The sequence below is a fragment of the Streptomyces sp. NPDC102437 genome (assembly GCF_044765565.1).
Taxonomy (GTDB): Bacteria; Actinomycetota; Actinomycetes; order Streptomycetales; family Streptomycetaceae; genus Streptomyces.
Genome location: NZ_JBIWKI010000008.1, coordinates 209448 through 231112 on the forward strand (window position 1 = coordinate 209448; position 21665 = coordinate 231112).

Consider the following 21665-nt stretch of genomic DNA (forward strand, 5'->3'; position numbering starts at 1 on the left):
CGTGAGCACTTTCAAGGCCCCCAAGGGCACGTACGACCTGACCCCGCCGGACTCCGCCAAGTACCTCGCGGTGCGCGAGGCCATCGCCGCACCCCTGAAGAACTCCGGCTACGGCTACATCGAGACCCCCGGCTTCGAGGACGTCGCGCTCTTCTCGCGCGGTGTCGGTGAGTCCACCGACATCGTGACCAAGGAGATGTACACCCTCACCACCAAGGGCGGCTCCCAGCTGGCCCTGCGCCCCGAGGGCACCGCTTCGGTGCTCCGTGCCGCGCTGGAGGCCAACCTCCACAAGCTCGGCAACCTGCCCGTGAAGCTCTGGTACTCCGGCTCCTACTACCGCTACGAGCGCCCGCAGAAGGGCCGCTACCGCCACTTCTCGCAGGTCGGTGCCGAGGCGATCGGTGCCGAGGACCCTGCGCTGGACGCCGAGCTGATCATCCTGGCCGACCAGGCGTACCGCGCGCTGGGCCTGCGGAACTTCCGCATTCTGCTCAACTCGCTGGGCGACAAGGAATGCCGTCCCGTCTACCGGGACGCGCTCCAGGGCTTCCTGCGCGAGCTCGACCTGGACGAGGAGACCCGCCGCCGCATCGAGATCAACCCGCTCCGGGTCCTCGACGACAAGCGGCCCGAGGTGCAGAAGCAGCTGACCGGTGCCCCGGTGCTGCGCGACTACCTCTGCGACGCCTGCAAGGCGTACCACGAGGAGGTGCGCGACCTGCTCTCGGCGGCGGGCGTGGTGTACGAGGACGACGAGAAGCTCGTCCGCGGCCTCGACTACTACACCCGCACCACCTTCGAGTTCGTCCACGACGGGCTCGGCTCGCAGTCCGCGGTGGGCGGCGGCGGCCGCTACGACGGTCTGTCCGAGATGATCGGCGGACCGGCGCTCCCGTCGGTCGGCTGGGCGCTCGGCGTTGACCGTACGGTGCTCGCACTGGAGGCGGAGGGCATCGAGCTCGAACTGCCCGCCGCCACCAGCGTCTTCGCGGTCCCGCTCGGCGAGGAGGCCCGGCGGGTGCTCTTCGGCGTCGTCACGCAGCTGCGCCGCGAGGGCGTGGCGGCGGACTTCGCGTACGGGAACCGCGGCCTCAAGGGCGCGATGAAGAGCGCGAACCGGTCGGGGGCCCGCCTCACGGTCGTCGCGGGCGAGCGCGACCTGGCCGACGGTGTCGTCCAGCTCAAGGACATGGAGTCCGGCGAGCAGACGGCCGTGCCGCTGTCCGGCGTGGTCGAGGCGGTCCGCGAACGCCTGGCCTGAGGCGTCGTCGTCGGGGTGGCCGACGGGATCTTCCCGTCGGCCACCCCGAAGTCACGTCCGGCCCCGGCCTTCTCCGGCAGCGGGCGGAGTGCGCCACCGCCTCCCGTACCGTCAACTCGGCGCGTCCGGATTCATCCCGACAGGCGCGGCCGAACCGGGAGCGCCAACGGCGGCCGGATCGACGCCGGGCACCGTGACCGACCTTTCGGCACGGCCGCGACGACCCTGCGGGTTCTCCACGCCCGCGCTCTTCCCGGCCGGTTCGGCCCGGGGGTCCCGAACACCTCGCCCCGCCGGATCCCCAGGTCCGGGCCGTTCACGCAGGCCATTTCGCCGTGGTGCTTCCCCGGTACGCGTGCTGCCATCGCGAGTTCGGCCATGGCGCGGAGCCTCACGCGGCCCTTGAGCTCCGCGCCGGTCGCGCGCAGACCTTTGGGTACACCTTTATGTCCATCGAACAGAAGAGCTGCGCCGTGGTACGGCACAATGACCGTGCCAGCAGGCCACTCACTGATGGAACGGCGATATGACGACTGCAGCGGTTGACCATCCCTCCTCCGAACAGGACGAGGACGGCGGGAAGAGGACCATCGGCGGCAGTCGGGCGTTCGCACTGCTGTTGGTGATCACGGGTGCCGCCGGGCTCCTCGCCGCCTGGGTCATCACCATCGACAAGTTCAAGTTGCTGGAGGACCCCAACTTCACACCGGGCTGCAGCCTCAACCCGGTCGTCGCGTGCGGCAACATCATGAAGAGCGAGCAGGCGGCCGCGTTCGGCTTCCCGAACCCGATGCTCGGCATGGCCACCTACCCCGTGATCATCGGAATCGGGCTGGCACTGCTCGCCGGCGCCCGCTTCCGCAGCTGGTACTGGCTCGGGATGAACGCCGGCACGCTGTTCGGCGTCGGCTTCTGCACCTGGCTCCAGTACCAGTCGCTCTACAACATCAACTCGCTCTGCCTCTGGTGCTGCCTGGCCTGGGTCGCCACGATCTTCATGTTCTGCTACGTCACCACGCACAACATCAAGCACCGGATCATTCCCGCGCCGAGCTGGCTGCGCAACGGTCTGACGGAGTTCCACTGGGTGCTGCCGGCCCTGTGGATCGGCATCATCGGCATGCTGGTCCTGACCCGCTGGTGGGACTTCTGGACCAGCTGACAGGCCCGTCCCTCCCGGGCGCCCGGCCCGGGAGGGATGTCAGTGCCGTGGCATAGGCTTCAAAACGTGGAGCCCGACCTTTTTACCGCAGCAGCCGAAGACCGCCAGGAGAAGGACCCGTCCAGCAGCCCACTGGCTGTCCGGATGCGCCCCCGCACCCTTGACGAGGTCGTCGGCCAGCAGCATCTGCTCAAGCCGGGCTCGCCGCTGCGCCGCCTGGTCGGCGAGGGCAACGGCGGGCCGGCGGGGCCGTCGTCGGTGATCCTCTGGGGCCCGCCCGGCATCGGGAAGACGACTCTGGCGTACGTGGTCAGCAAGGCCACCAACAAGCGCTTCGTCGAACTCTCCGCGATCACCGCGGGCGTCAAGGAGGTGCGCGCGGTCATCGAGGGCGCCCGCCGCGCCACCGGTGGTTACGGCAAGGAGACCGTCCTCTTCCTCGACGAGATCCACCGCTTCTCCAAGGCGCAGCAGGACTCGCTGCTGCCGGCCGTGGAGAACCGCTGGGTGACGCTGATCGCGGCGACCACCGAGAATCCGTACTTCTCGATCATCTCGCCGCTGCTGTCCCGTTCGCTGCTGCTCACCCTGGAATCGCTCACCGACGACGATCTGCGCGGACTGCTCGGGCGCGCGCTCACCGACGAGCGGGGGCTCGGCGGCGCGGTGACGCTGCCGGAGGAGGCCGAGGCGCATCTGCTGCGGATCGCGGGCGGCGACGCCCGCCGGGCGCTGACCGCGCTGGAGGCCGCGGCCGGTGCCGCGCTGGCCAAGCAGGAGAAGGAGATCAGCCTCCTGACCCTGGAGGAGACCGTCGACCGTGCGGCCGTCAAGTACGACCGGGACGGCGACCAGCACTACGACGTGGCGAGCGCGCTCATCAAGTCGATCCGCGGTTCGGACGTGGATGCGGCGCTGCACTATCTGGCCCGGATGATCGAGGCGGGGGAGGACCCCCGGTTCATCGCCCGGCGGCTGATGATCTCGGCCAGCGAGGATATCGGCCTCGCCGACCCCACGGCGCTGCCCACCGCCGTCGCGGCCGCCCAGGCGGTCGCCATGATCGGTTTCCCGGAGGCGGCGCTGACCCTGAGCCATGCCACGATCGCCCTGGCCCTCGCCCCCAAGTCCAACGCGGCGACCCTGGCGATCTTCGCCGCCCAGGAGGACGTACGGAAGGGGCTCGCGGGCCCCGTTCCTGCCCATCTGCGCGACGGCCACTACAAGGGCGCCGCCAAGCTGGGCCACGCCCAGGGCTATGTGTATCCGCACGACGTCCCCGGCGGCATCGCCGCCCAGCAGTACGCACCGGACGCGGTGCGCGACAAGCACTACTACCAGCCCACGCGCTACGGCGCGGAGGCGCGCTACGCGGATGTGGTGGAACGGGTCCGCGAGCGGCTCGGCCGCACGGCCGGCGACGGCACCGGCACGTCCGCGGGCTGAGGCCGCGCGGGGTCGCGCCACCCCTTCAGTGCGCCGCGGCCTCGAAGAGCGCGTACATCGCCTCGCGCAGTTCGTCGACGTCCCGCACCGGAGCGGGGAATTCGAAGCGGGCGTCGTAGCTTTGCCCCCGGTCCTCGCACAGCCTCAGCCGCAGCCCGTACCGGTCCAGCGCGAGCGGCACGACGGAAGGCAGGTGGGCCGGGCAGCGGCCCTCCGTCCGGTCGCCCAGCAGCCCGCACAGCGTCGCCAGCTGCTCGCCGTGCGCCGCGTGCAGATGCTGCAGCAGCTCCGCCTCATGCTCGATCAGCGGATCGGGCGTCGCGTCCCGGAATGCCTCCGGCTGAACCTCCTCGGCGCCCCACAGATCGTCGACGTACGCCTCGCCCGTCTCCAGCCTGAGCGTCATCCGGCCGGGCCCCGACAGGCCGGGTACGGTGGTGAGCCGGCCCGAGACCCATGCGCGGCCGCGGATGCGGTGCGGGACGGATACCGGCGCTACGTCCGTGAGCTCCAGCCCAGCCGACAGTTCGTCGTCCTCGGCGTGTGTCGCGGTCCGTACCACCGGGGAATCGGCGGGGAGTTCCAGGAACAGATCCCCGTCGGGACCGACGCTTCGGGTGAGCGGCATCAGCTGGTCCCAGGCCGCTGCGTCCACCCCGGGGATGAGCAGCACCGACGAGCAGGTACTCTGTACGAGAGTTCGTGTGCGCTCGGCTGCTGACGGCATCCGAGTGTTTTCAAGCCCGCCGGGACGCGGCTGACCACGATCTGATCGGTCCTCCGTCGTATCGGCACCCCGAGGGGTGTCGACGCTGTCAGTGCTGTCCGTGATGTGACTGGTGTTCCCCGGGCGAGACATGCGATCTCCTTAAGTAAGGTGAGCCTAACCTAACCTACAACGGAGGTCTGGAGAACGTGCCTAACCAGTCGCGTCCCAAGGTCAAGAAGAGCCGCGCGCTCGGCATCGCGCTGACGCCGAAGGCCGTCAAGTACTTCGAGGCCCGCCCCTACCCGCCGGGCGAGCACGGCCGTGGCCGCAAGCAGAACTCGGACTACAAGGTCCGTCTGCTGGAGAAGCAGCGTCTGCGTGCGCAGTACGACATCAGCGAGCGCCAGATGGCGCGCGCGTACGACCGCGCCAAGAAGGCCGAGGGCAAGACGGGCGAGGCGCTGGTCGTCGAGCTCGAGCGCCGTCTCGACGCGCTGGTTCTGCGTTCGGGCATCGCCCGCACCATCTACCAGGCCCGTCAGATGGTCGTGCACGGTCACATCGAGGTCAACGGTGGCAAGGTCGACAAGCCGTCGTTCCGCGTCCGTCCCGACGACATCGTGATGGTCCGCGAGCGCAGCCGCGACAAGCACCCCTTCCAGGTGGCCCGCGAGGGTGGCTACGCCCCCGACGGCGAGACCCCGCGCTACCTGCAGGTGAACCTGAAGGCCCTGGCCTTCCGCCTTGACCGGGACCCGAACCGCAAGGAAATCCCCGTGATCTGCGACGAGCAGCTCGTCGTCGAGTACTACGCCCGCTGATCCAGGCGTAGTCGCTCTCACCAGCGCTCAGGCCCGCCCCTCCCGGATGTACGGGAGGCGGCGGGCCTCCGCGTTCTCCCGGGGCGGCAGGGTTCCGGGCAGCCGCCCAGGAGTCTCCCGGCAGCCCGCCGGGCCGCTCGCCAGGGCCCTGGCCACCGCCGCGTCCGGATCCAGCTGCCCGCCCGCGCGCAGCCCGGCATCGTACCGGCTGTCGCCCAGCGCCCGGCGGGCCGGCTCCTCGCAGTGCATCCGAGGCTGCCCGTAGTGCACCGGAACAGAGCGCTGGGGGCGTCGCATGAGTCACGCAGAGTACTGGCGTGAAAGCTCTCCGTGCAATCTCCTTATGGCAACGCCCGCCTTTTCCGCGGGTAATGCGGTACGGGGTGTGACCACCGGCGCGATAGGCTCGGGGGACGACGACCGGCCGCTGCGACGGCCGTCGCCGGAGAGACAGACAGAGACAGCGACAAGCTAGAGAGCGGTGCACTGTGTCCGGTGGAGAGGTAGCCGGGATCCTGGTGGCCGTCTTCTGGGCGATCCTGGTTTCGTTCCTCGCCGTCGTGCTGGTGAGGCTCGCCCAGACGCTCAGGGCGACCACCAAGCTCGTGGCGGACGTGACCGAACAGGCGGTCCCGCTGCTCGCCGACGCCTCCGAGACCGTGCGTTCCGCGCAGACCCAGCTCGACAAGGTCGACGCGATCGCCACGGACGTCCAGGAAGTCACCTCGAACGCCTCCGCGCTCTCCACCACCGTCGCCTCGACCTTCGGCGGCCCGCTCGTCAAGGTCGCCGCGTTCGGCTACGGGGTACGGCGGGCGATCGGCCGGAAGGCCGACCCCTCACCGGAACCCGCCCGCCGGGCCGTGGTCGTCGGCCGTACCGTGCCGTCGGCACGCGGCAGGAAGCGCAACGGCAGAAACTCCCGCGGATCGAAGGACTGACGCAGCCATGTTCCGCCGTACGTTCTGGTTCACCGCAGGCGCCGCCGCCGGCGTCTGGGCCACCGCCAAGGTCAACCGGAAACTCAAGCAGCTGACCCCCGAGAGCCTCGCGGCGCAGGCCGCGGACCGGGCGATCGAGACGGGGCACAAGCTCAAGGACTTCGCGCTGGACGTCCGTGAGTCCATGGCGCGACGCGAAGCCGAACTGGGCGAGGCGCTGGGCCTTCAGGCGCCGGTCGATCCGGACCTCCCCGTGCGGCGGCACTACGTCGTCGAGGCGTCCGAGCCCCTCGGACCCGAAAGGCCCCTCGGGGCCACCGAATACCGCAAGCTCCCCTACACGTCGTACAACCGGAATGAGGACCACTGATGGAGTCGGCTGAAATTCGTCGCCGCTGGCTGAGCTTCTTCGAGGAGCGCGGTCACACCGTCGTCCCTTCGGCGTCGCTCATCGCGGACGACCCGACTCTGCTGCTGGTCCCCGCGGGCATGGTGCCCTTCAAGCCGTACTTCCTCGGCGAGGTCAAGCCGCCCGCCCCGCGCGTCACCAGCGTGCAGAAGTGCGTCCGTACGCCGGACATCGAAGAGGTCGGCAAGACCACCCGGCACGGCACGTTCTTCCAGATGTGCGGCAACTTCTCCTTCGGCGACTACTTCAAGGAAGGCGCCATCGGTTACGCCTGGGAGGCTCTGACGAGCTCCGTGGCGGACGGCGGCTTCGGTCTCGATCCCGAGCGGCTGTGGATCACGGTCTACCTCGACGACGACGAGGCCGAGGCCATCTGGCGCGACAAGATCGGTGTGCCGGCCGAGCGTATCCAGCGGCTGGGCAAGAAGGACAACTTCTGGTCCATGGGCGTCCCCGGCCCCTGCGGCCCCTGCTCCGAGATCAACTACGACCGCGGTCCCGAGTTCGGCGTCGAGGGCGGCCCGGCCGTCAACGACGAGCGGTACGTGGAGATCTGGAACCTCGTCTTCATGCAGTACGAGCGAGGCGCCGGTGACGGCAAGGAGGACTTCCCGATCCTCGGCGACCTGCCGTCGAAGAACATCGACACGGGTCTGGGCCTGGAACGCCTCGCCATGATCCTGCAGGACGTACAGAACATGTACGAGACCGACACCCTGCGCGTCGTCATGGACCGGGCCACCGAGCTGACCGGTGTCCGCTACGGCGCCGACCACGGTTCGGACGTCTCGCTCCGTGTGGTCGCCGACCACATCCGCACCTCCGTGATGCTCATCGGCGACGGCGTCACGCCGGGCAACGAGGGCCGCGGCTACGTGCTGCGCCGGATCATGCGCCGCGCCATCCGCAACATGCGGCTGCTGGGTGCCACCGGACCGGTCGTCAAGGCCCTGGTCGACGTCGTGATCGAGACGATGGGGCAGCAGTACCCGGAGCTGATCACCGACCGCAAGCGCATCGAGACCGTCGCCCACGCCGAGGAGGCCGCCTTCCTCAAGGCCCTCAAGGGCGGCACCAACATCCTCGACACCGCCGTCACCGAGACCAAGGCCACCGGCGGCAAGGTCCTCGCCGGCGACAAGGCGTTCCTGCTCCACGACACCTGGGGCTTCCCGATCGACCTCACCCTGGAGATGGCCGCCGAACAGGGCCTCTCGGTGGACGAGGAGGGCTTCCGCCGCCTGATGAAGGAGCAGCGGGACCGCGCCAAGGCGGACGCCCGCGCCAAGAAGACCGGTCACGCCGACCTGTCCGCCTACCGCGAGGTCGCCGACAGCTCCGGCGCCACCGACTTCACCGGCTACACCGCCACCGAGGGCGAGTCGACCATCGTCGGCCTCCTCGTCGACGGCGTGTCCTCCCCGGCCGCCTCCGAGGGCGACGAGGTCGAGGTCGTCCTCGACCGCACCCCGTTCTACGCCGAGGGTGGTGGCCAGATCGCCGACCAGGGCCGGCTCAGGCTCGACACCGGCGCCGTCATCGAGGTCCGCGACGTCCAGAAGCCGGTCCCCGGCGTCCACGTCCACAAGGGTGTCGTCCAGGTCGGCGAGGTCACCGTCGGCGCTCCGGTCTTCGCCTCCATCGACGTCAAGCGCCGCCGTGCCATCGCCCGCGCCCACTCCGCCACGCACCTCACGCACCAGGCCCTGCGCGACGCTCTCGGCCCGACGGCCGCCCAGGCCGGTTCCGAGAACCAGCCCGGCCGTTTCCGCTTCGACTTCGGCTCGCCGAACGCCGTTCCCGGCTCGGTCATGACCGACGTCGAGCAGAAGATCAACGACGTGCTCTCGCGTGAACTCGACGTGCAGGCCGAGGTCATGTCGATCGACGAGGCCAAGAAGCAGGGCGCCATCGCCGAGTTCGGCGAGAAGTACGGGGAGCGGGTCCGGGTCGTCACCATCGGCGACTTCTCCAAGGAGCTCTGCGGCGGTACGCATGTCCACAACACCGCCCAGCTGGGCCTGGTGAAGCTGCTCGGAGAGTCGTCCATCGGCTCCGGCGTGCGTCGCATCGAGGCCCTCGTCGGCGTCGACGCGTACAACTTCCTCGCCAAGGAGCACACGGTCGTCGCTCAGCTCCAGGAGCTGGTCAAGGGGCGCCCCGAGGAGCTCCCGGAGAAGATCGCCGGAATGCTCGGCAAGCTGAAGGACGCCGAGAAGGAGATCGAGAAGTTCCGCGCGGAGAAGGTCCTCCAGGCCGCCGCCGGACTGGCCGGGTCCGCCAAGGACGTACGCGGCGTAGCCCTGGTCACCGGCCAGGTCCCCGACGGCACGTCCGCCGACGACCTGCGCAAGCTCGTACTCGACGTCCGTGGCCGCATCCAGGGCGGCCGCCCGGCCGTCGTGGCCCTGTTCACCACGGCCAACGGCCGCCCGCTGACCGTCATCGCCACCAACGAGGCCGCCCGCGAGCGCGGTCTCAAGGCCGGTGACCTGGTCCGTACCGCGGCCAAGACCCTCGGCGGCGGCGGTGGCGGCAAGCCGGACGTCGCCCAGGGCGGCGGTCAGGACCCCGAGGCCATCGGTGCCGCGGTGTCCGCCGTCGAACGCCTCGTCACCGAGACGGCGTGACGACGGGAATGACGCAGATGCGCCGCGGTCGTCGTCTCGCGATCGATGTCGGGGACGCCCGGATCGGGGTCGCCTCGTGCGACCCCGACGGGATCCTCGCCACGCCGGTGGAGACCGTTCCGGGACGCGATGTCCCGGCGGCCCACCGGCGGCTCGGGCAGATCGTCGAGGAGTACGAGCCGATCGAGATCATCATCGGTCTGCCGCGGTCCCTCGGCGGCGGTGAGGGACCCGCCGCCGCCAAGATCCGGGTCTTCGCCCAGGAGGTCGCCCGCGCGGTCGCGCCCATTCCGGTGCGACTCGTGGACGAGAGGATGACCACAGTTACGGCCAGTCAGGGGCTGCGCGCTTCGGGCGTGAAGTCCAAGAAAGGCCGATCCGTCATCGATCAAGCTGCCGCTGTGGTGATCCTTCAGAACGCTCTGGAGTCCGAACGGGCGTCGGGCCGGGCCCCGGGCGAAGCCGTCGAAGTGGTTGTCTGATCGCGATACGGTAACGTTCCGCGCGATGCGGCGGTGCTTCGAACAAACACCGCACAGCAAAGAGGCGGAATGTCGTCTCGCGGCTCTAGGGGATCGATGACTGAGTATGGCCGGGGCCCCGGCTCCGAACCGTGGCATCCCGAGGACCCCTTGTACGGGGACCAGGGATGGGGAGGACAGCAGCCCGCCCACGGCCAGAACCAGTACGGCGGCGAGCAGCAGCAGCCCTACCCGCACGATCCGTACGCGCAGCAGCAGCCGCCGCAGGCGCAGGACCCGTACGCACAGCAGCAGTATCAGCAGCAGCCCGGCTACGGGGTCCAGCCGGACCCGTACGCGCAGCAGCCCCAGCAGCCGCAGTACGACACCGGCGGCTGGGGCACCGGTCAGCAGCCCGCCGCGATGCCGTACGACGCCCAGTCGGCTGCCGACCCGTACGGCGGGGGACAGGGCGGTTACGGCGAGACGCAGGACCACTACGGCACGCCGGAGGCCTACCCGCCGCCGCAGCCCCCGGGCCGTCGTGAGGCCGCTCCCCAGCAGGCCCCGACGCAGACTCCCGACTGGGACCCGGAGGTCCAGCCGGAGGAGACCCACCCGTTCTTCACGGGCGCCGACGACCGTGACGACAATGGCGACGAGCGTGACGACGACCCGCGTGAGTCACGCCGCGGCGGCCGGGGCGGCAATGAGCGTCGCGGCAAGGGCAAGAAGAAGAGCCGCAGCGGCAGCGCCTGCCTGGTCGTCTCGCTGGTCCTGGTCGGCGGCCTCGGCGGGGTGAGCTACTTCGGCTACACGTACTGGCAGGACAAGTTCGGCGCGGCGCCCGACTATGCGGGCAGCGGCTCAGGGTCGGTCGAGGTGGAGATCCCCAAGGGCGCGTTCGGGACCGACATCGGCAACATCCTCAAGAAGCAGGGTGTGGTCAAGAGCGTCGACGCGTTCGTCGCCGCGCAGGGCGAGAACCCCAAGGGGAAGTCGATCCAGGCGGGGGTGTACCTCCTCCACGAGAAGATGTCCGCGGCCGAGGCCGTGAAGATGATGGTCGACCCGAACAGCCAGAACCTTCTCGTGATTCCCGAGGGACGCCGCAACGTCCAGATCTACGAGCTGATCGACAAGAAGCTGGACCTCAAGGCGGGCACGACCAAGGGCATCGCCAAGTCCGATGCGTCCGACCTCGGTCTGCCGGACTGGGCGAGCGACAACAAGGACATCAAGGATCCGCTGGAAGGATTCCTTTACCCGGCCGCGTATCCGGTGACGAAGGAAACCAAGCCCGAGGCCATTCTCAAGAAGATGGTCGAGCGGTCCAACCAGGAATACGAGAAACTCGACCTCGAAGGCGCAGCCAAGAAGTACAAGCTGGACGGCCCGTGGCAGGTGCTCACCGTCGCCAGCCTGGTGCAGGCGGAGGGGCTCACGCACGACGACTTCCGCAAGATGGCCGAAGTCGTCTACAACCGCTTGAAGCCCGACAACATCGCCACGAACCGCAAGCTCCAATTCGACTCCGCTTTCAATTACCTCAATAAGCAGAGCAAGATCAAGATCAGTTCGAATGAGATCCTGACCAACCCGGATCCCTACAACACCTATTACCATGCGGGACTTCCGCCGGGCCCGATCAGCAATCCGGGCGACGAAGCCTTGCGGGCCACGCTCAGCCCCACCGGTGACGGGTGGATGTACTTCATCTCGCTCGATGGCAAGAAGACCCAGTTCACCAAGACGGCCGCCGAACACGAGAAACTCAACAAAAAGTTCAAGGAAAAGCATGGCCTCGGCTGATCGGCGCCACCGCGCCGCCGTCCTCGGTTCGCCCATCGCGCACTCGCTCTCGCCGGTGCTGCACCGGGCCGCGTACGCCGAACTCGGCCTCGACGGCTGGACGTACGACCGGTTCGAGATCGACGAGCAGGCGCTGCCCGGTTTCGTCGAGGGCCTGGACCGTACGTGGGCCGGGCTCTCGCTGACCATGCCGCTCAAACGGGCGATCATCCCGCTGCTGGACTCCATCAGTGAGACCGCGTCGTCGGTGGAGGCCGTCAACACGGTCGTCCTCACCGAGGACGGCCGACGGACCGGCGACAACACCGACATCCCAGGGATGATCGCCGCACTGCGCGAGCGCGGGGTCGAGAAGGCCGAGTCCGCCGCCGTCCTCGGCGCCGGCGCCACCGCCTCGTCCGCGCTCGCCGCGCTCTCGCGGATCTGCACCGGACCGGTCACGGCCTACGTCCGCAGCCGCGAGCGCGGTGACGAGATGCGCGGCTGGGGCGAGCGGCTCGGCATTGAGGTGCGGATCGCCGACTGGGCGGAGGCCGCGCAGGCGCTGCGTGCCCCGCTGATCGTCGCGACGACCCCGGCCGGGGCCACGGACGGGCTGATGGCTGACGTACCGGAGCGTCCCGGCACGCTCTTCGACGTGCTGTACGAGCCCTGGCCCACCGGACTCGCGTCCGCCTGGGCGGCTCGCGGCGGTTCAGTCATCGGAGGTCTTGACCTCCTGGTGCACCAGGCCGTCCTCCAGGTCGAGCAGATGACGGGCCGCTCGCCGGCCCCGCTGGCCGCCATGCGCCGAGCCGGCGAGCAGGCGCTGGCCGCCCGCTGACCGTGGATCCGGCCCGCCGATCCGTCCGTCTGATGGACCGGCGGCGGGCCGGGGCCCCCGGCCGTGGGAGGATCGAAGGCGGCGGGCCAGGGCCGCGCACCCGGTCGCGCCGTTGCAGTTCCAGGCGCGAGCATGAGGAGCACCGTTGAGCAGGTTGCGCTGGCTGACCGCGGGGGAGTCGCACGGCCCCGCACTCGTGGCGACGCTGGAGGGTCTTCCGGCCGGCGTCCCGATCACCACGGAGATGGTGGCGGACGCACTCGCCCGGCGACGGCTCGGATATGGCCGCGGTGCGCGGATGAAGTTCGAGAAGGACGAGGTCACCTTCCTCGGCGGGGTGCGCCACGGTCTCACCATGGGCTCCCCGGTCGCCGTCATGGTGGGCAACACCGAGTGGCCCAAGTGGGAGCAGGTCATGTCGGCCGACCCGGTTGACCCGGACGAGCTGGCCGCGCTGGCCCGCAACGCCCCGCTGACCCGCCCGAGGCCCGGCCACGCCGACCTCGCCGGCATGCAGAAGTACGGCTTCGACGAGGCCCGGCCGATTCTGGAGCGCGCCAGCGCCCGGGAGACGGCGGCCCGCGTCGCGCTCGGCGCCGTCGCCCGGTCGTACCTCAAGGAGACCGCCGGCATCGAGATCGTCAGTCATGTCGTCGAGCTGGCCGCGGCCAAGGCGCCCTACGGCGTCTACCCGACCCCCGCCGACGTGGAGAAGCTCGACGCCGACCCGGTGCGGTGTCTGGACGCCGACGCGAGCAAGGAAATGGTCGCCGAGATCGACCAGGCCCACAAGGACGGCGACACCCTCGGCGGCGTCGTCGAGGTACTGGCGTACGGCGTGCCCGTCGGCCTCGGCTCGCACGTCCACTGGGACCGCCGGCTCGACGCCCGCCTCGCCGCCGCCCTCATGGGCATCCAGGCCATCAAGGGGGTCGAGGTCGGCGACGGCTTCGACCTGGCCCGGGTCCCCGGCTCCAAGGCGCACGACGAGATCCTGGTCACCGAGGACGGCATCAAGCGCGCCTCCGGCCGTTCCGGCGGCACCGAGGGCGGTCTGACCACCGGCGAACTGCTGCGCGTCCGGGCCGCGATGAAGCCCATCGCGACCGTGCCGCGCGCGCTCGCCACCGTCGACGTCGTCACCGGCGAGCCCGCCAAGGCCCACCACCAGCGCTCCGACGTCTGTGCCGTTCCGGCTGCGGGAATCGTCGCCGAGGCGATGGTCGCCCTGGTCCTGGCCGACGCCGTCGCGGAGAAGTTCGGCGGCGACAGCGTCACCGAGACCCACCGCAATGTGCAGTCGTACCTCGACCACCTCCAGATCCGATGAGCGGCCCGCTGATCGTCCTCGTCGGCCCGATGGGCGTCGGCAAGTCCACCGTCGGTGAGCTGCTCGCCGACCGCCTCGGCACCGGCTACCGCGACACCGACGCGGACGTCGTGGCCACGGCGGGCAAGCCGATCCCGGAGATCTTCTACGACGAGGGCGAGGAGCACTTCCGCGAGCTGGAGCGGCGCGCGGTGCACACCGCCGTCGCCGAGCACACCGGCGTCCTCTCCCTCGGCGGCGGCGCCGTGCTCGACGCGACGACCCGCGAGCTGCTCGCCGGCCGCCCCGTCGTCTACCTCTCGATGGAGGTGGAGGAGGCCGTCAAGCGGGTCGGCCTGAACACCGCCCGCCCGCTGCTCGCCGTCAACCCGCGCCGGCAGTGGCGCGAGCTGATGGATGCCCGCCGCCACCTGTACACCGACGTGGCCCGGGTGACCGTCGCCACCGACGAGCGCACCCCCGAAGAGGTCGCCCAGGCGGTCCTCGACGCACTGGAACTGCCGGAGCGCACGGACGACCCCGTCGCGCCCGGCCGGGAGAACACACGCATGACCGAGCAGGGCCTCATCCGTATCCCGATCGCAGGCAGCGCGGGCACCGACCCGTACGAGGTGCTGGTCGGCCGGCAGCTGCTGGGCGAGCTGCCCAATCTCATCGGCGACCGTGCCAAGCGGGTCGCGGTGCTGCATCCGGAGGCGCTCGCCGAGACCGGTGAGGCGGTCCGCCAGGACCTCGCCGAGCAGGGCTACGAAGCCATCGCCATCCAGCTGCCCAACGCCGAGGAGGCGAAGACCGCCGAGGTCGCGGCGTACTGCTGGAAGGCGCTCGGCCAGACCGGCTTCACCCGCACCGACGTCATCGTCGGCGTCGGCGGCGGCGCCACCACCGATGTGGCCGGATTCGTCGCGGCGACCTGGCTGCGCGGGGTGCGCTGGCTCGCCGTGCCCACGACCGTGCTCGCCATGGTCGACGCGGCCGTCGGCGGCAAGACCGGCATCAACACCGCCGAGGGCAAGAACCTTGTAGGCGCCTTCCACCCGCCGGCCGGGGTGCTCTGCGACCTGGCCGCGCTGGACTCGCTGCCTGTGAACGACTACGTCAGCGGCATGGCCGAGGTCATCAAGGCCGGCTTCATCGCCGACCCGGCCATCCTCGACCTGGTCGAGGCGGACCCGGAGGGCGCCCGCAGGCCCACCGGACCGCACACCGCCGAGCTGATCGAACGCGCCATCAGGGTCAAGGCCGAGGTCGTCTCCAGCGACCTGAAGGAATCCGGACTGCGCGAGATCCTCAACTACGGCCACACCCTGGCCCATGCCATCGAGAAGAACGAGCGCTACAAATGGCGTCACGGCGCCGCGGTCTCGGTGGGCATGGTCTTCGCCGCCGAGCTGGGCCGGCTGGCCGGACGGCTCGACGACGCCACCGCCGACCGGCACCGCGCCGTCCTGGAGTCCGTCGGACTGCCGCTCACCTACCGCGGCGACCAGTGGCCCAAGCTGCTGGAGAACATGAAGGTCGACAAGAAGTCCCGCGGCGACCTGCTGCGCTTCATCGTCCTGGACGGCCTGGGCAAGCCCACCGTCCTGGAGGGCCCCGACCCTGCCGTGCTGCTGGCCGCCTACGGGGAGGTGTCGGCGTGACCCGCCGGGTGCTCGTCCTCAACGGTCCGAACCTCGGCCGGCTCGGCTCCCGCGAGCCGGACGTGTACGGCGCCACGTCCTACGCCGGACTCGTCGAGACCTGCCAGGCGCTCGGCAAGGAGCTCGGCTTCGACGTCGACGTCCGAGAGACCAACGACGAGGGCGAGCTGATCCGCTGGCTCCACGAGGCCGCGGACGGTTCAATTCCGGTCGTTCTCAACCCGGGTGCCTTCACCCACTACTCGTACGGGATGCGGGACGCGGCGGCCCAGCGCACCGCCCCGCTGATCGAGGTGCACATCTCGAACCCGTACGCGCGGGAGGAATTCCGCCACAACTCCGTGGTCGCGCCGGTCGCCACGGGGACCGTGGCCGGATTCGGCATCGGCTCCTACCGCCTCGCCCTGCGCGCCCTCGCGGACGAGCTGACCGGCTGACGGACCGGCTTCCCGGCCATCCGGGCACTGTTACGCGTCCCCGGCCGTTGTTCCAGCGGCGGCCGGGGACGGTACGGTTGCCGTTCCACCAGCGCCAGTTGCCTGTACGAGACGGAGTGGCACCGGATGCAGCACGCAGTGGGGGCCCCGCTGCCGCCGCCCCAAGGACCCGGAAGCGGACCTGTCGGCTGGTCGCACCAGGCCCAGCACCCCGGCCACCCCGGCCACCCCGGTCCGCCGGGGCCGCCGCCCATGACCCCGCCCGCGCCCGGCGGGTGGAGCGGGCCCGCCCCGCACCATGCCCCGGGCCCTCCCCTCAGGGAGACCACGGGACACGTCCAGCTGCCGCCCGGCGGCCCGGTCCCGCTGCCCGCGCCGCCCGCCGAGCCCGGCACCGGCAGTACGACCCTCGCGGTCCTCCTGATCGGCCCCGCGGGCGCCGGCAAGACCACCGTGGCCAAGCTCTGGGCCAGCCGCCGCCGGGTGCCCACCGCCCATGTCAGCCTCGACGACGTCCGCGAATGGGTCTGCTCCGGTTTCGCCGACCCGCAGGCCGGGTGGAACGACCACTCCGAGGCCCAGTACCGCCTGGCCCGCCGCACCTGCGGCTTCGCCGCCCGCAACTTCCTCGCCAACGGCATCTCCTGCATCCTCGACGACGCCGTCTTCCCCGACCGCCCGGTCGTCGGGCTCGGCGGCTGGAAGCGCCACGTCGGCCCCGGACTCCTGCCCGTCGTCCTGCTGCCCGGCCTGGAGATCGTGCTGGAGCGCAACGCCGCCCGGAGCGGCAACCGCCGCCTCTCGGACGAGGAGGTCGCCAGGATTCACGGCCGGATGGCCGGCTGGTACGGCTCCGGCCTGCCGATCGTCGACAACTCGACGTACGACGTGGAGACCACCGCCCGCGTCCTGGACGACATCCTCGCCCGCTCCATAGCCAGCCCGCCGGCCTGGTGAACCGTCACCGGGTGGTGCATCCGGTGCCCGGTCGCCCCCCGGTCGGGCGCGCTGACCGAGCAGGCCCGCGCCACCGCTCGTAGGCTCGTGACATGTCAGAGGTGTACGCCGTCCGCCGCGGGCTGCTTCGCGACCGGTGCGCCGCCGTCGGATCCGCGGCCGCCCTGGTATCCCGCCCCGCCAACGTCCGCTATCTCGCGGGCGGTGCGCCGCCGGGTGCCGTGCTGCTGCTCGGACCCGCCGGGGACGTCCTGGTCTCTCCCCGGGCCCCGGGCGGCGACCCGGCCGACGGGCGCACCGACGATCAGCTGCGGGTCTCCCTGCTGCCTCCCTCCGACGGCGATCCCGTGGTCGCGGCCGCCGATCTGGCTGGTTCCACGGGCGCGGAGTCGCTGGCCGTCGAGGAGCACCACCTGACGGTCGCGCGCCACCGGGCCATGGGCTCGGTCGCCCCGCGGCTGAGGCTGGCCGACCTCGGGGCCACCGTCGAGCAGCTGCGGGTGGTCAAGGACGAGGAGGAGATCGCCTGTCTGCGGATCGCCGCCGAGATCACCGACCAGGCCCTGGGCGAACTCCTCGAATCCATTCTGGTGGGCCGCACCGAACGGCATCTCGCCCTGGAGCTGGAGCGCCGCCTCGTGGACCATGGCGCCGACGGCCCCGCATTCGCCACCTCCGTGGCCACCGGCCCGAACTCGGGCCAGGGCCGCCACCGCCCCTCGGACCGACGGGTGGAGGAAGGAGATTTCCTCTCCGTCTGCCTCGGCGCGAACTATCGCGGCTACCGCTGCGAGATCGGCCGCACGTTCGTCATCGGGACGACGCCCGCCGACTGGCAGATCGAGCTCTACGACCTGGTTTTCGCCGCTCAGCGGGCCGGCCGCGAGGCCCTCGTACCGGGCGCCGCCTACCGTGACGTGGACCGCGCGGCCCGCTATGTCCTGGACTCGGCGGGGCACGGCCGGGGTCTGGCACCCTGGACCGGGCACGGGGTGGGACTCGAAATCGACGAGGACCCGCAGTTGGCACCTGCGGCCATGGGTAAACTGGACGCTTGTGTGCCGGTCACCGTCGAACCGGGGGTCCACCTCCCGGGCCGGGGCGGGGTCCGGATCGATGACACGCTCGTCGTGCGCCCCGAGGCGGACGGCGGACCCGAGCTACTCACCATTACGACCAAGGAGCTGCTCGCGCTCTAGCGCGCATCCTCGGTCGTTCCACCAGCTTCAGTCCAGGAGATTCCGCAACCGTGGCTTCCACGAACGACCTCAAGAACGGCATGGTGCTCAAGCTCGACGGAGGCCAGCTCTGGTCCGTCGTCGAGTTCCAGCACGTCAAGCCCGGCAAGGGCCCGGCCTTCGTGCGCACCAAGCTCAAGAACGTGCTCTCCGGCAAGGTCGTCGACAAGACGTTCAACGCCGGTGTGAAGGTCGAAACGGCCACCATCGACCGTCGCGACATGGAGTTCTCGTACATGGACGGCGAGTACTTCGTCTTCATGGACATGGACACGTACGACCAGCTCATGGTCGACCGCAAGTCCGTCGGCGACGCCGCCAACTTCCTGATCGAGGGATTCAAGGCCTCCGTCGCTCAGCACGAGGGCGAGGTGCTCTACGTCGAGCTCCCGGCCGCCGTCGAGCTCGTCATCAAGGAGACCGAGCCGGGCGTCCAGGGCGACCGCTCCACCGGTGGCACCAAGCCCGCCACCCTGGAGACCGGTTACCAGATCCAGGTCCCGCTCTTCATCACCACCGGTGAGAAGGTCAAGGTCGACACCCGCACCAGCGACTACCTCGGCCGGGTGAACAGCTAACCGTGGCTGCCCGGAACAAGGCCCGCAAGCGCGCCTTCCAGATCCTCTTCGAGGCCGACCAGCGCGGCGAGTCCGTGCAGACGGTCCTCGCGGACTGGGTGCGGCACTCGCGGGCCGACAACCGTCAGCCGCCGGTCACCGAGTACACGATGGAGCTCGTCGAGGGGTACGCGCAGTACGCGGACCGGATCGACGACCTCATCGTGACCTACGCGGTGGACTGGGAGATCGACCGCATGCCGGTCGTCGACCGGAACATCCTGCGGCTCGGTGCCTACGAGCTGATCTGGGAGGACGGCACCCCGGACGCGGTGGTCATCGACGAGGCGGTCCAGCTCGCCAAGGAGTTCTCCACCGACGACTCCCCGTCCTTCGTGAACGGGCTGCTGGCCCGCTTCAAGGACCTCAAGCCGAACCTCCGCCGGGAGCAGTAGCTCCGGCGGCGTTCAGCCGCCGAAGGGCCCACGGTCGCTCGACCGTGGGCCCTTCGGCGTGCGTGGGCCCGTCACACACGCTCCGCCGCGGGCTGCCCGGCGCACACGAAAAAGCCGTGTCGGCGCGGGCACCCGATGGGGTGAACCGCACCGACACGGCGGTACGTTTCTTCAGGGGGCCGTCAGCCCTCTTCGTGGGCCACGGCGCGACGCGCGTCCGCGTCCAGCACACCCCAGCTGATCAGCTGCTCCGTGAGCACGGAGGGCGACTGGTCGTAGATCACGGCCAGTGTGCGCAGGTCGTCCTGGCGGATCGAGAGCACCTTGCCGTTGTAGTCACCGCGCTGGCTCTGGATCGTCGCCGCGTAGCGCTGCAGCGGACCGGCCTTCTCCGGCGGGACGTGGGCAAGGCGCTCCAGGTCCAGGACGAGCTTCGGCGGCGGCTCGGCGGCGCCGCCGGGCGTCGTACCGGGCAGGAGCTCCTGGACGGGGACCCCGTAGAAGTCCGCGAGCTCAGCGAGGCGCTGCACGGTCACGGCGCGGTCGCCGCGCTCGTACGAGCCGACCACGACGGCCTTCCAGCGGCCCTGGGACTTCTCCTCCACGCCATGGAGGGAGAGGCCCTGCTGGGTGCGGATGGCACGGAGTTTGGCCCCGAGCTGTTTTGCGTATTCGCTGGACATAAGGCTCCCCGGACGCTGGGACGTTTCGCGGCTCCGCCGCGTTGCTGGTGACTCACTGTGAGGTTACGCAGCGTTACTTGGATGCGTCAAGCCGAATGGTCCGGACCGGCATCTCCCGGGGGCGGGAGCGGGAGCCGGCGCAAGCCCTGGTAACGTGGTTGACGCAATTTCGACGTCCTTTAAGGTCCGTCCCGTGAGACGGAGAAGGAGGTCCGTTTCTTATGGACGCACAGCACGAAGCCACCGGCAATGCGGCACGCCCCGTTCTTGAGGCTCCCGACATCGCCCGGGTACTGACCCGGATCGCCCACGAGATCGTCGAACGCGCCAAGGGCGCCGACGACGTGGTTCTCCTCGGCATCCCGACGCGAGGCGTCTTCCTCGCCCGTCGGCTCGCCGAGAAGCTCGAAGAGATCACTGGCGGGAAGATGCCGGTCGGCTCCCTCGACATCACCATGTACCGCGACGACCTGCGGCTGCGCCCGGCGCGCGCCCTGGCCCGCACCGACATCCCCGGAGAGGGCATCGAGGGCCGCCTGGTCGTCCTCGTCGACGACGTCCTCTTCTCGGGCCGCACGATCCGCGCCGCCCTCGACGCACTGGGCGACATCGGCCGGCCCCGCGCCGTGCAGCTCGCGGTCCTCGTCGACCGCGGTCACCGCGAACTCCCGATCCGCGCCGACTACGTCGGCAAGAACCTCCCCACGTCGCTGCGGGAGACGGTCAAGGTCCAGCTCGCCGAGGAGGACGGCCGGGACGCCGTGCTGCTCGGTGTCGAGCGGACCGCACCCACGGGCGAGCAGTAGCCCCACCACACCCGTACGGCGCACCACGAGCCCGTACCGCTGCTTCCGCACGCCCGCATGCCTGAACCCTCCAGCCACCCGGAGAACACCCAGATGAAGCGCCACCTCATCTCGGCCGCCGATCTCACCCGCGACGACGCCGTCCTGATCCTCGACACCGCCGAGGAGATGGCCAGGGTCGCGGACCGGCCGATCAAGAAGCTCCCCACCCTGCGCGGCCGCACCGTCGTCAACCTCTTCTTCGAGGACTCGACCCGCACCCGCATCTCCTTCGAGGCCGCCGCCAAGCGTCTCTCCGCGGACGTCATCAACTTCTCCGCGAAGGGCTCGTCCGTCTCCAAGGGCGAATCGCTCAAGGACACCGCGCTGACCCTGGAGGCGATGGGCGCCGACGCCGTCGTCATCCGGCACGGCGCCTCCGGCGCCCCGTACCGCCTCGCCACCTCCGGCTGGATCGACGGCGCCGTCGTCAACGCCGGCGACGGCACCCACGAGCACCCCACCCAGGCCCTCCTGGACGCCTTCACGATGCGCCGCCGCCTGGTCGGGACCGACAGCGGTCTCGGCCGGGACCTCGAAGGCCGCCGGATCACCATCGTCGGCGACATCCTGCACAGCCGGGTGGCCCGCTCCAACGTGCACCTGCTGACCACGCTCGGCGCCCACGTCACCCTGGTGGCCCCGCCGACCCTCGTCCCGGTCGGCGTCGAGCGGTGGCCCTGCGACGTCAGCTACAGCCTCGACGACGTGCTGCCGCAGTCCGACGCGGTGATGATGCTGCGTGTGCAGCGTGAACGGATGAACGCCGCGTACTTCCCGACCGAGCGCGAGTACTCCCGCCGCTACGGCCTGGACGCCGACCGCATGGCGCGGATGCCCGAGCACGCCGTCGTCATGCACCCCGGCCCGATGGTGCGCGGCATGGAGATCACCGCCGAGGTCGCCGACTCCGACCGGTGCACGGTCGTCGAGCAGGTCGCCAACGGCGTCTCGATCCGCATGGCCGTCCTGTACCTGCTGCTGGGCGGGTACGAATCCGCCGCCCCCGCCGCCCCGTCCCGTACCGAGGAGAACAAGTAAC

The 21665-nt window shown here is 70.3% G+C and carries 22 protein-coding genes; 19 read left to right on the plus strand and 3 right to left on the minus strand.

Features of this window, described 5'->3' with window-relative positions:
* The first annotated feature begins 1 nt into the window (after position 1).
* The 3 genes from hisS (at position 2) to ACIRJP_RS13270 (ending at position 3872) form a co-directional block, all read left to right on the plus strand.
* The gene (gene hisS, locus ACIRJP_RS13260; RefSeq protein WP_404172162.1) at positions 2-1264 is read left to right on the plus strand and encodes a histidine--tRNA ligase; all 1263 of its coding nucleotides are present in this window, start codon (positions 2-4) and stop codon (positions 1262-1264) included.
* A gap of 526 nt (positions 1265-1790) precedes the next feature.
* Positions 1791-2426: a vitamin K epoxide reductase family protein gene (locus ACIRJP_RS13265; protein WP_404172165.1), complete on the plus strand. Its 636-nt coding sequence runs from the start codon at positions 1791-1793 to the stop codon at positions 2424-2426.
* Between the two features lie 66 nt (positions 2427-2492).
* A complete protein-coding gene (locus tag ACIRJP_RS13270) occupies positions 2493-3872 on the plus strand; it encodes a replication-associated recombination protein A (protein ID WP_404172168.1) in 1380 nt (459 codons plus the stop codon).
* A 25-nt stretch (positions 3873-3897) separates the two neighbouring features.
* On the opposite strand, the gene ACIRJP_RS13275 is transcribed toward ACIRJP_RS13270, so the two are convergent.
* The gene (locus tag ACIRJP_RS13275; protein WP_404172171.1) at positions 3898-4599 is read right to left on the minus strand and encodes a DUF2470 domain-containing protein; all 702 of its coding nucleotides are present in this window, start codon (positions 4597-4599) and stop codon (positions 3898-3900) included.
* Positions 4600-4787: 188 nt separating this feature from the next.
* On the opposite strand from ACIRJP_RS13275, the gene rpsD reads away from it, so the two are divergent.
* On the plus strand, positions 4788-5402 hold the full coding sequence (gene rpsD, locus ACIRJP_RS13280) for a 30S ribosomal protein S4 (protein ID WP_072484525.1): 615 nt from the start codon (positions 4788-4790) through the stop codon (positions 5400-5402).
* Positions 5403-5429: 27 nt separating this feature from the next.
* On the opposite strand, the gene ACIRJP_RS13285 is transcribed toward rpsD, so the two are convergent.
* Positions 5430-5699: a hypothetical protein gene (locus tag ACIRJP_RS13285; protein WP_404172175.1), complete on the minus strand. Its 270-nt coding sequence runs from the start codon at positions 5697-5699 to the stop codon at positions 5430-5432.
* A gap of 191 nt (positions 5700-5890) precedes the next feature.
* Between ACIRJP_RS13285 and ACIRJP_RS13290 the strand changes: the two genes are divergently transcribed.
* From ACIRJP_RS13290 to nusB, 13 genes are all read left to right on the plus strand, one after another.
* Complete coding sequence (locus ACIRJP_RS13290) at positions 5891-6343, plus strand: DUF948 domain-containing protein (RefSeq protein ID WP_404172178.1); 453 nt, start codon at positions 5891-5893, stop codon at positions 6341-6343.
* A 7-nt stretch (positions 6344-6350) separates the two neighbouring features.
* Positions 6351-6713, plus strand: a complete 363-nt coding sequence (locus ACIRJP_RS13295; RefSeq protein ID WP_404172181.1) for a DUF6167 family protein — start codon at positions 6351-6353, stop codon at positions 6711-6713.
* Complete coding sequence (gene alaS / locus ACIRJP_RS13300) at positions 6713-9382, plus strand: alanine--tRNA ligase (RefSeq protein ID WP_404172184.1); 2670 nt, start codon at positions 6713-6715, stop codon at positions 9380-9382. The genes ACIRJP_RS13295 and alaS overlap by 1 nt, the downstream gene beginning before the upstream one ends.
* Positions 9379-9864 carry a Holliday junction resolvase RuvX gene (gene ruvX, locus ACIRJP_RS13305; RefSeq protein WP_266735879.1) on the plus strand — a complete coding sequence of 162 codons (486 nt, stop codon included), beginning with the start codon at positions 9379-9381 and terminating at the stop codon, positions 9862-9864. Before alaS ends, ruvX begins: the two co-directional genes overlap by 4 nt.
* A 96-nt stretch (positions 9865-9960) precedes the next feature.
* The gene (mltG, locus tag ACIRJP_RS13310; RefSeq protein WP_404172187.1) at positions 9961-11655 is read left to right on the plus strand and encodes an endolytic transglycosylase MltG; all 1695 of its coding nucleotides are present in this window, start codon (positions 9961-9963) and stop codon (positions 11653-11655) included.
* Entirely contained in the window at positions 11642-12478 is an 837-nt protein-coding gene (locus tag ACIRJP_RS13315; RefSeq protein WP_404172190.1) for a shikimate dehydrogenase, read from the plus strand. The genes mltG and ACIRJP_RS13315 overlap by 14 nt, the downstream gene beginning before the upstream one ends.
* Before the next feature lie 145 nt (positions 12479-12623).
* Entirely contained in the window at positions 12624-13808 is a 1185-nt protein-coding gene (gene aroC / locus ACIRJP_RS13320) for a chorismate synthase (protein ID WP_404172193.1), read from the plus strand.
* The gene (gene aroB, locus ACIRJP_RS13325; RefSeq protein ID WP_404172196.1) at positions 13805-15451 is read left to right on the plus strand and encodes a 3-dehydroquinate synthase; all 1647 of its coding nucleotides are present in this window, start codon (positions 13805-13807) and stop codon (positions 15449-15451) included. The genes aroC and aroB overlap by 4 nt, the downstream gene beginning before the upstream one ends.
* Complete coding sequence (gene aroQ, locus ACIRJP_RS13330) at positions 15448-15888, plus strand: type II 3-dehydroquinate dehydratase (RefSeq protein WP_266735872.1); 441 nt, start codon at positions 15448-15450, stop codon at positions 15886-15888. Before aroB ends, aroQ begins: the two co-directional genes overlap by 4 nt.
* A 126-nt stretch (positions 15889-16014) precedes the next feature.
* The gene (locus ACIRJP_RS13335) at positions 16015-16845 is read left to right on the plus strand and encodes a Pro-rich N-terminal domain-containing protein (RefSeq protein WP_404172199.1); all 831 of its coding nucleotides are present in this window, start codon (positions 16015-16017) and stop codon (positions 16843-16845) included.
* 92 nt (positions 16846-16937) lie between these two features.
* The gene (locus ACIRJP_RS13340) at positions 16938-18044 is read left to right on the plus strand and encodes an aminopeptidase P family protein (RefSeq protein WP_404172202.1); all 1107 of its coding nucleotides are present in this window, start codon (positions 16938-16940) and stop codon (positions 18042-18044) included.
* Positions 18045-18094: 50 nt separating this feature from the next.
* A complete protein-coding gene (efp, locus tag ACIRJP_RS13345; RefSeq protein WP_404172205.1) occupies positions 18095-18661 on the plus strand; it encodes an elongation factor P in 567 nt (188 codons plus the stop codon).
* A gap of 2 nt (positions 18662-18663) precedes the next feature.
* On the plus strand, positions 18664-19095 hold the full coding sequence (gene nusB / locus ACIRJP_RS13350) for a transcription antitermination factor NusB (RefSeq protein WP_266735866.1): 432 nt from the start codon (positions 18664-18666) through the stop codon (positions 19093-19095).
* Positions 19096-19277: 182 nt separating this feature from the next.
* On the opposite strand, the gene bldD is transcribed toward nusB, so the two are convergent.
* The gene (bldD, locus tag ACIRJP_RS13355; protein ID WP_014044812.1) at positions 19278-19778 is read right to left on the minus strand and encodes a transcriptional regulator BldD; all 501 of its coding nucleotides are present in this window, start codon (positions 19776-19778) and stop codon (positions 19278-19280) included.
* A 221-nt stretch (positions 19779-19999) separates the two neighbouring features.
* On the opposite strand from bldD, the gene pyrR reads away from it, so the two are divergent.
* Complete coding sequence (pyrR, locus tag ACIRJP_RS13360) at positions 20000-20584, plus strand: bifunctional pyr operon transcriptional regulator/uracil phosphoribosyltransferase PyrR (RefSeq protein ID WP_072484539.1); 585 nt, start codon at positions 20000-20002, stop codon at positions 20582-20584.
* 93 nt (positions 20585-20677) lie between these two features.
* Entirely contained in the window at positions 20678-21664 is a 987-nt protein-coding gene (locus ACIRJP_RS13365) for an aspartate carbamoyltransferase catalytic subunit (RefSeq protein ID WP_404172307.1), read from the plus strand.
* Position 21665 lies beyond the last annotated feature (1 nt).

Coding starts and splice junctions, on each gene's coding strand:
- ACIRJP_RS13265 (WP_404172165.1), top strand. CDS start 1,791: ATGACGACTGCAGCGGTTGACCATCCCTCCTCCGAACAGGACGAGGAC.
- ACIRJP_RS13275 (WP_404172171.1), bottom strand. CDS start 4,599: ATGCCGTCAGCAGCCGAGCGCACACGAACTCTCGTACAGAGTACCTGC.
- ACIRJP_RS13285 (WP_404172175.1), bottom strand. CDS start 5,699: ATGCGACGCCCCCAGCGCTCTGTTCCGGTGCACTACGGGCAGCCTCGG.
- ACIRJP_RS13295 (WP_404172181.1), top strand. CDS start 6,351: ATGTTCCGCCGTACGTTCTGGTTCACCGCAGGCGCCGCCGCCGGCGTC.
- alaS (WP_404172184.1), top strand. CDS start 6,713: ATGGAGTCGGCTGAAATTCGTCGCCGCTGGCTGAGCTTCTTCGAGGAG.
- mltG (WP_404172187.1), top strand. CDS start 9,961: ATGACTGAGTATGGCCGGGGCCCCGGCTCCGAACCGTGGCATCCCGAG.
- ACIRJP_RS13315 (WP_404172190.1), top strand. CDS start 11,642: ATGGCCTCGGCTGATCGGCGCCACCGCGCCGCCGTCCTCGGTTCGCCC.
- aroB (WP_404172196.1), top strand. CDS start 13,805: ATGAGCGGCCCGCTGATCGTCCTCGTCGGCCCGATGGGCGTCGGCAAG.
- ACIRJP_RS13335 (WP_404172199.1), top strand. CDS start 16,015: ATGCAGCACGCAGTGGGGGCCCCGCTGCCGCCGCCCCAAGGACCCGGA.
- ACIRJP_RS13340 (WP_404172202.1), top strand. CDS start 16,938: ATGTCAGAGGTGTACGCCGTCCGCCGCGGGCTGCTTCGCGACCGGTGC.
- bldD (WP_014044812.1), bottom strand. CDS start 19,778: ATGTCCAGCGAATACGCAAAACAGCTCGGGGCCAAACTCCGTGCCATC.
- pyrR (WP_072484539.1), top strand. CDS start 20,000: ATGGACGCACAGCACGAAGCCACCGGCAATGCGGCACGCCCCGTTCTT.
- ACIRJP_RS13365 (WP_404172307.1), top strand. CDS start 20,678: ATGAAGCGCCACCTCATCTCGGCCGCCGATCTCACCCGCGACGACGCC.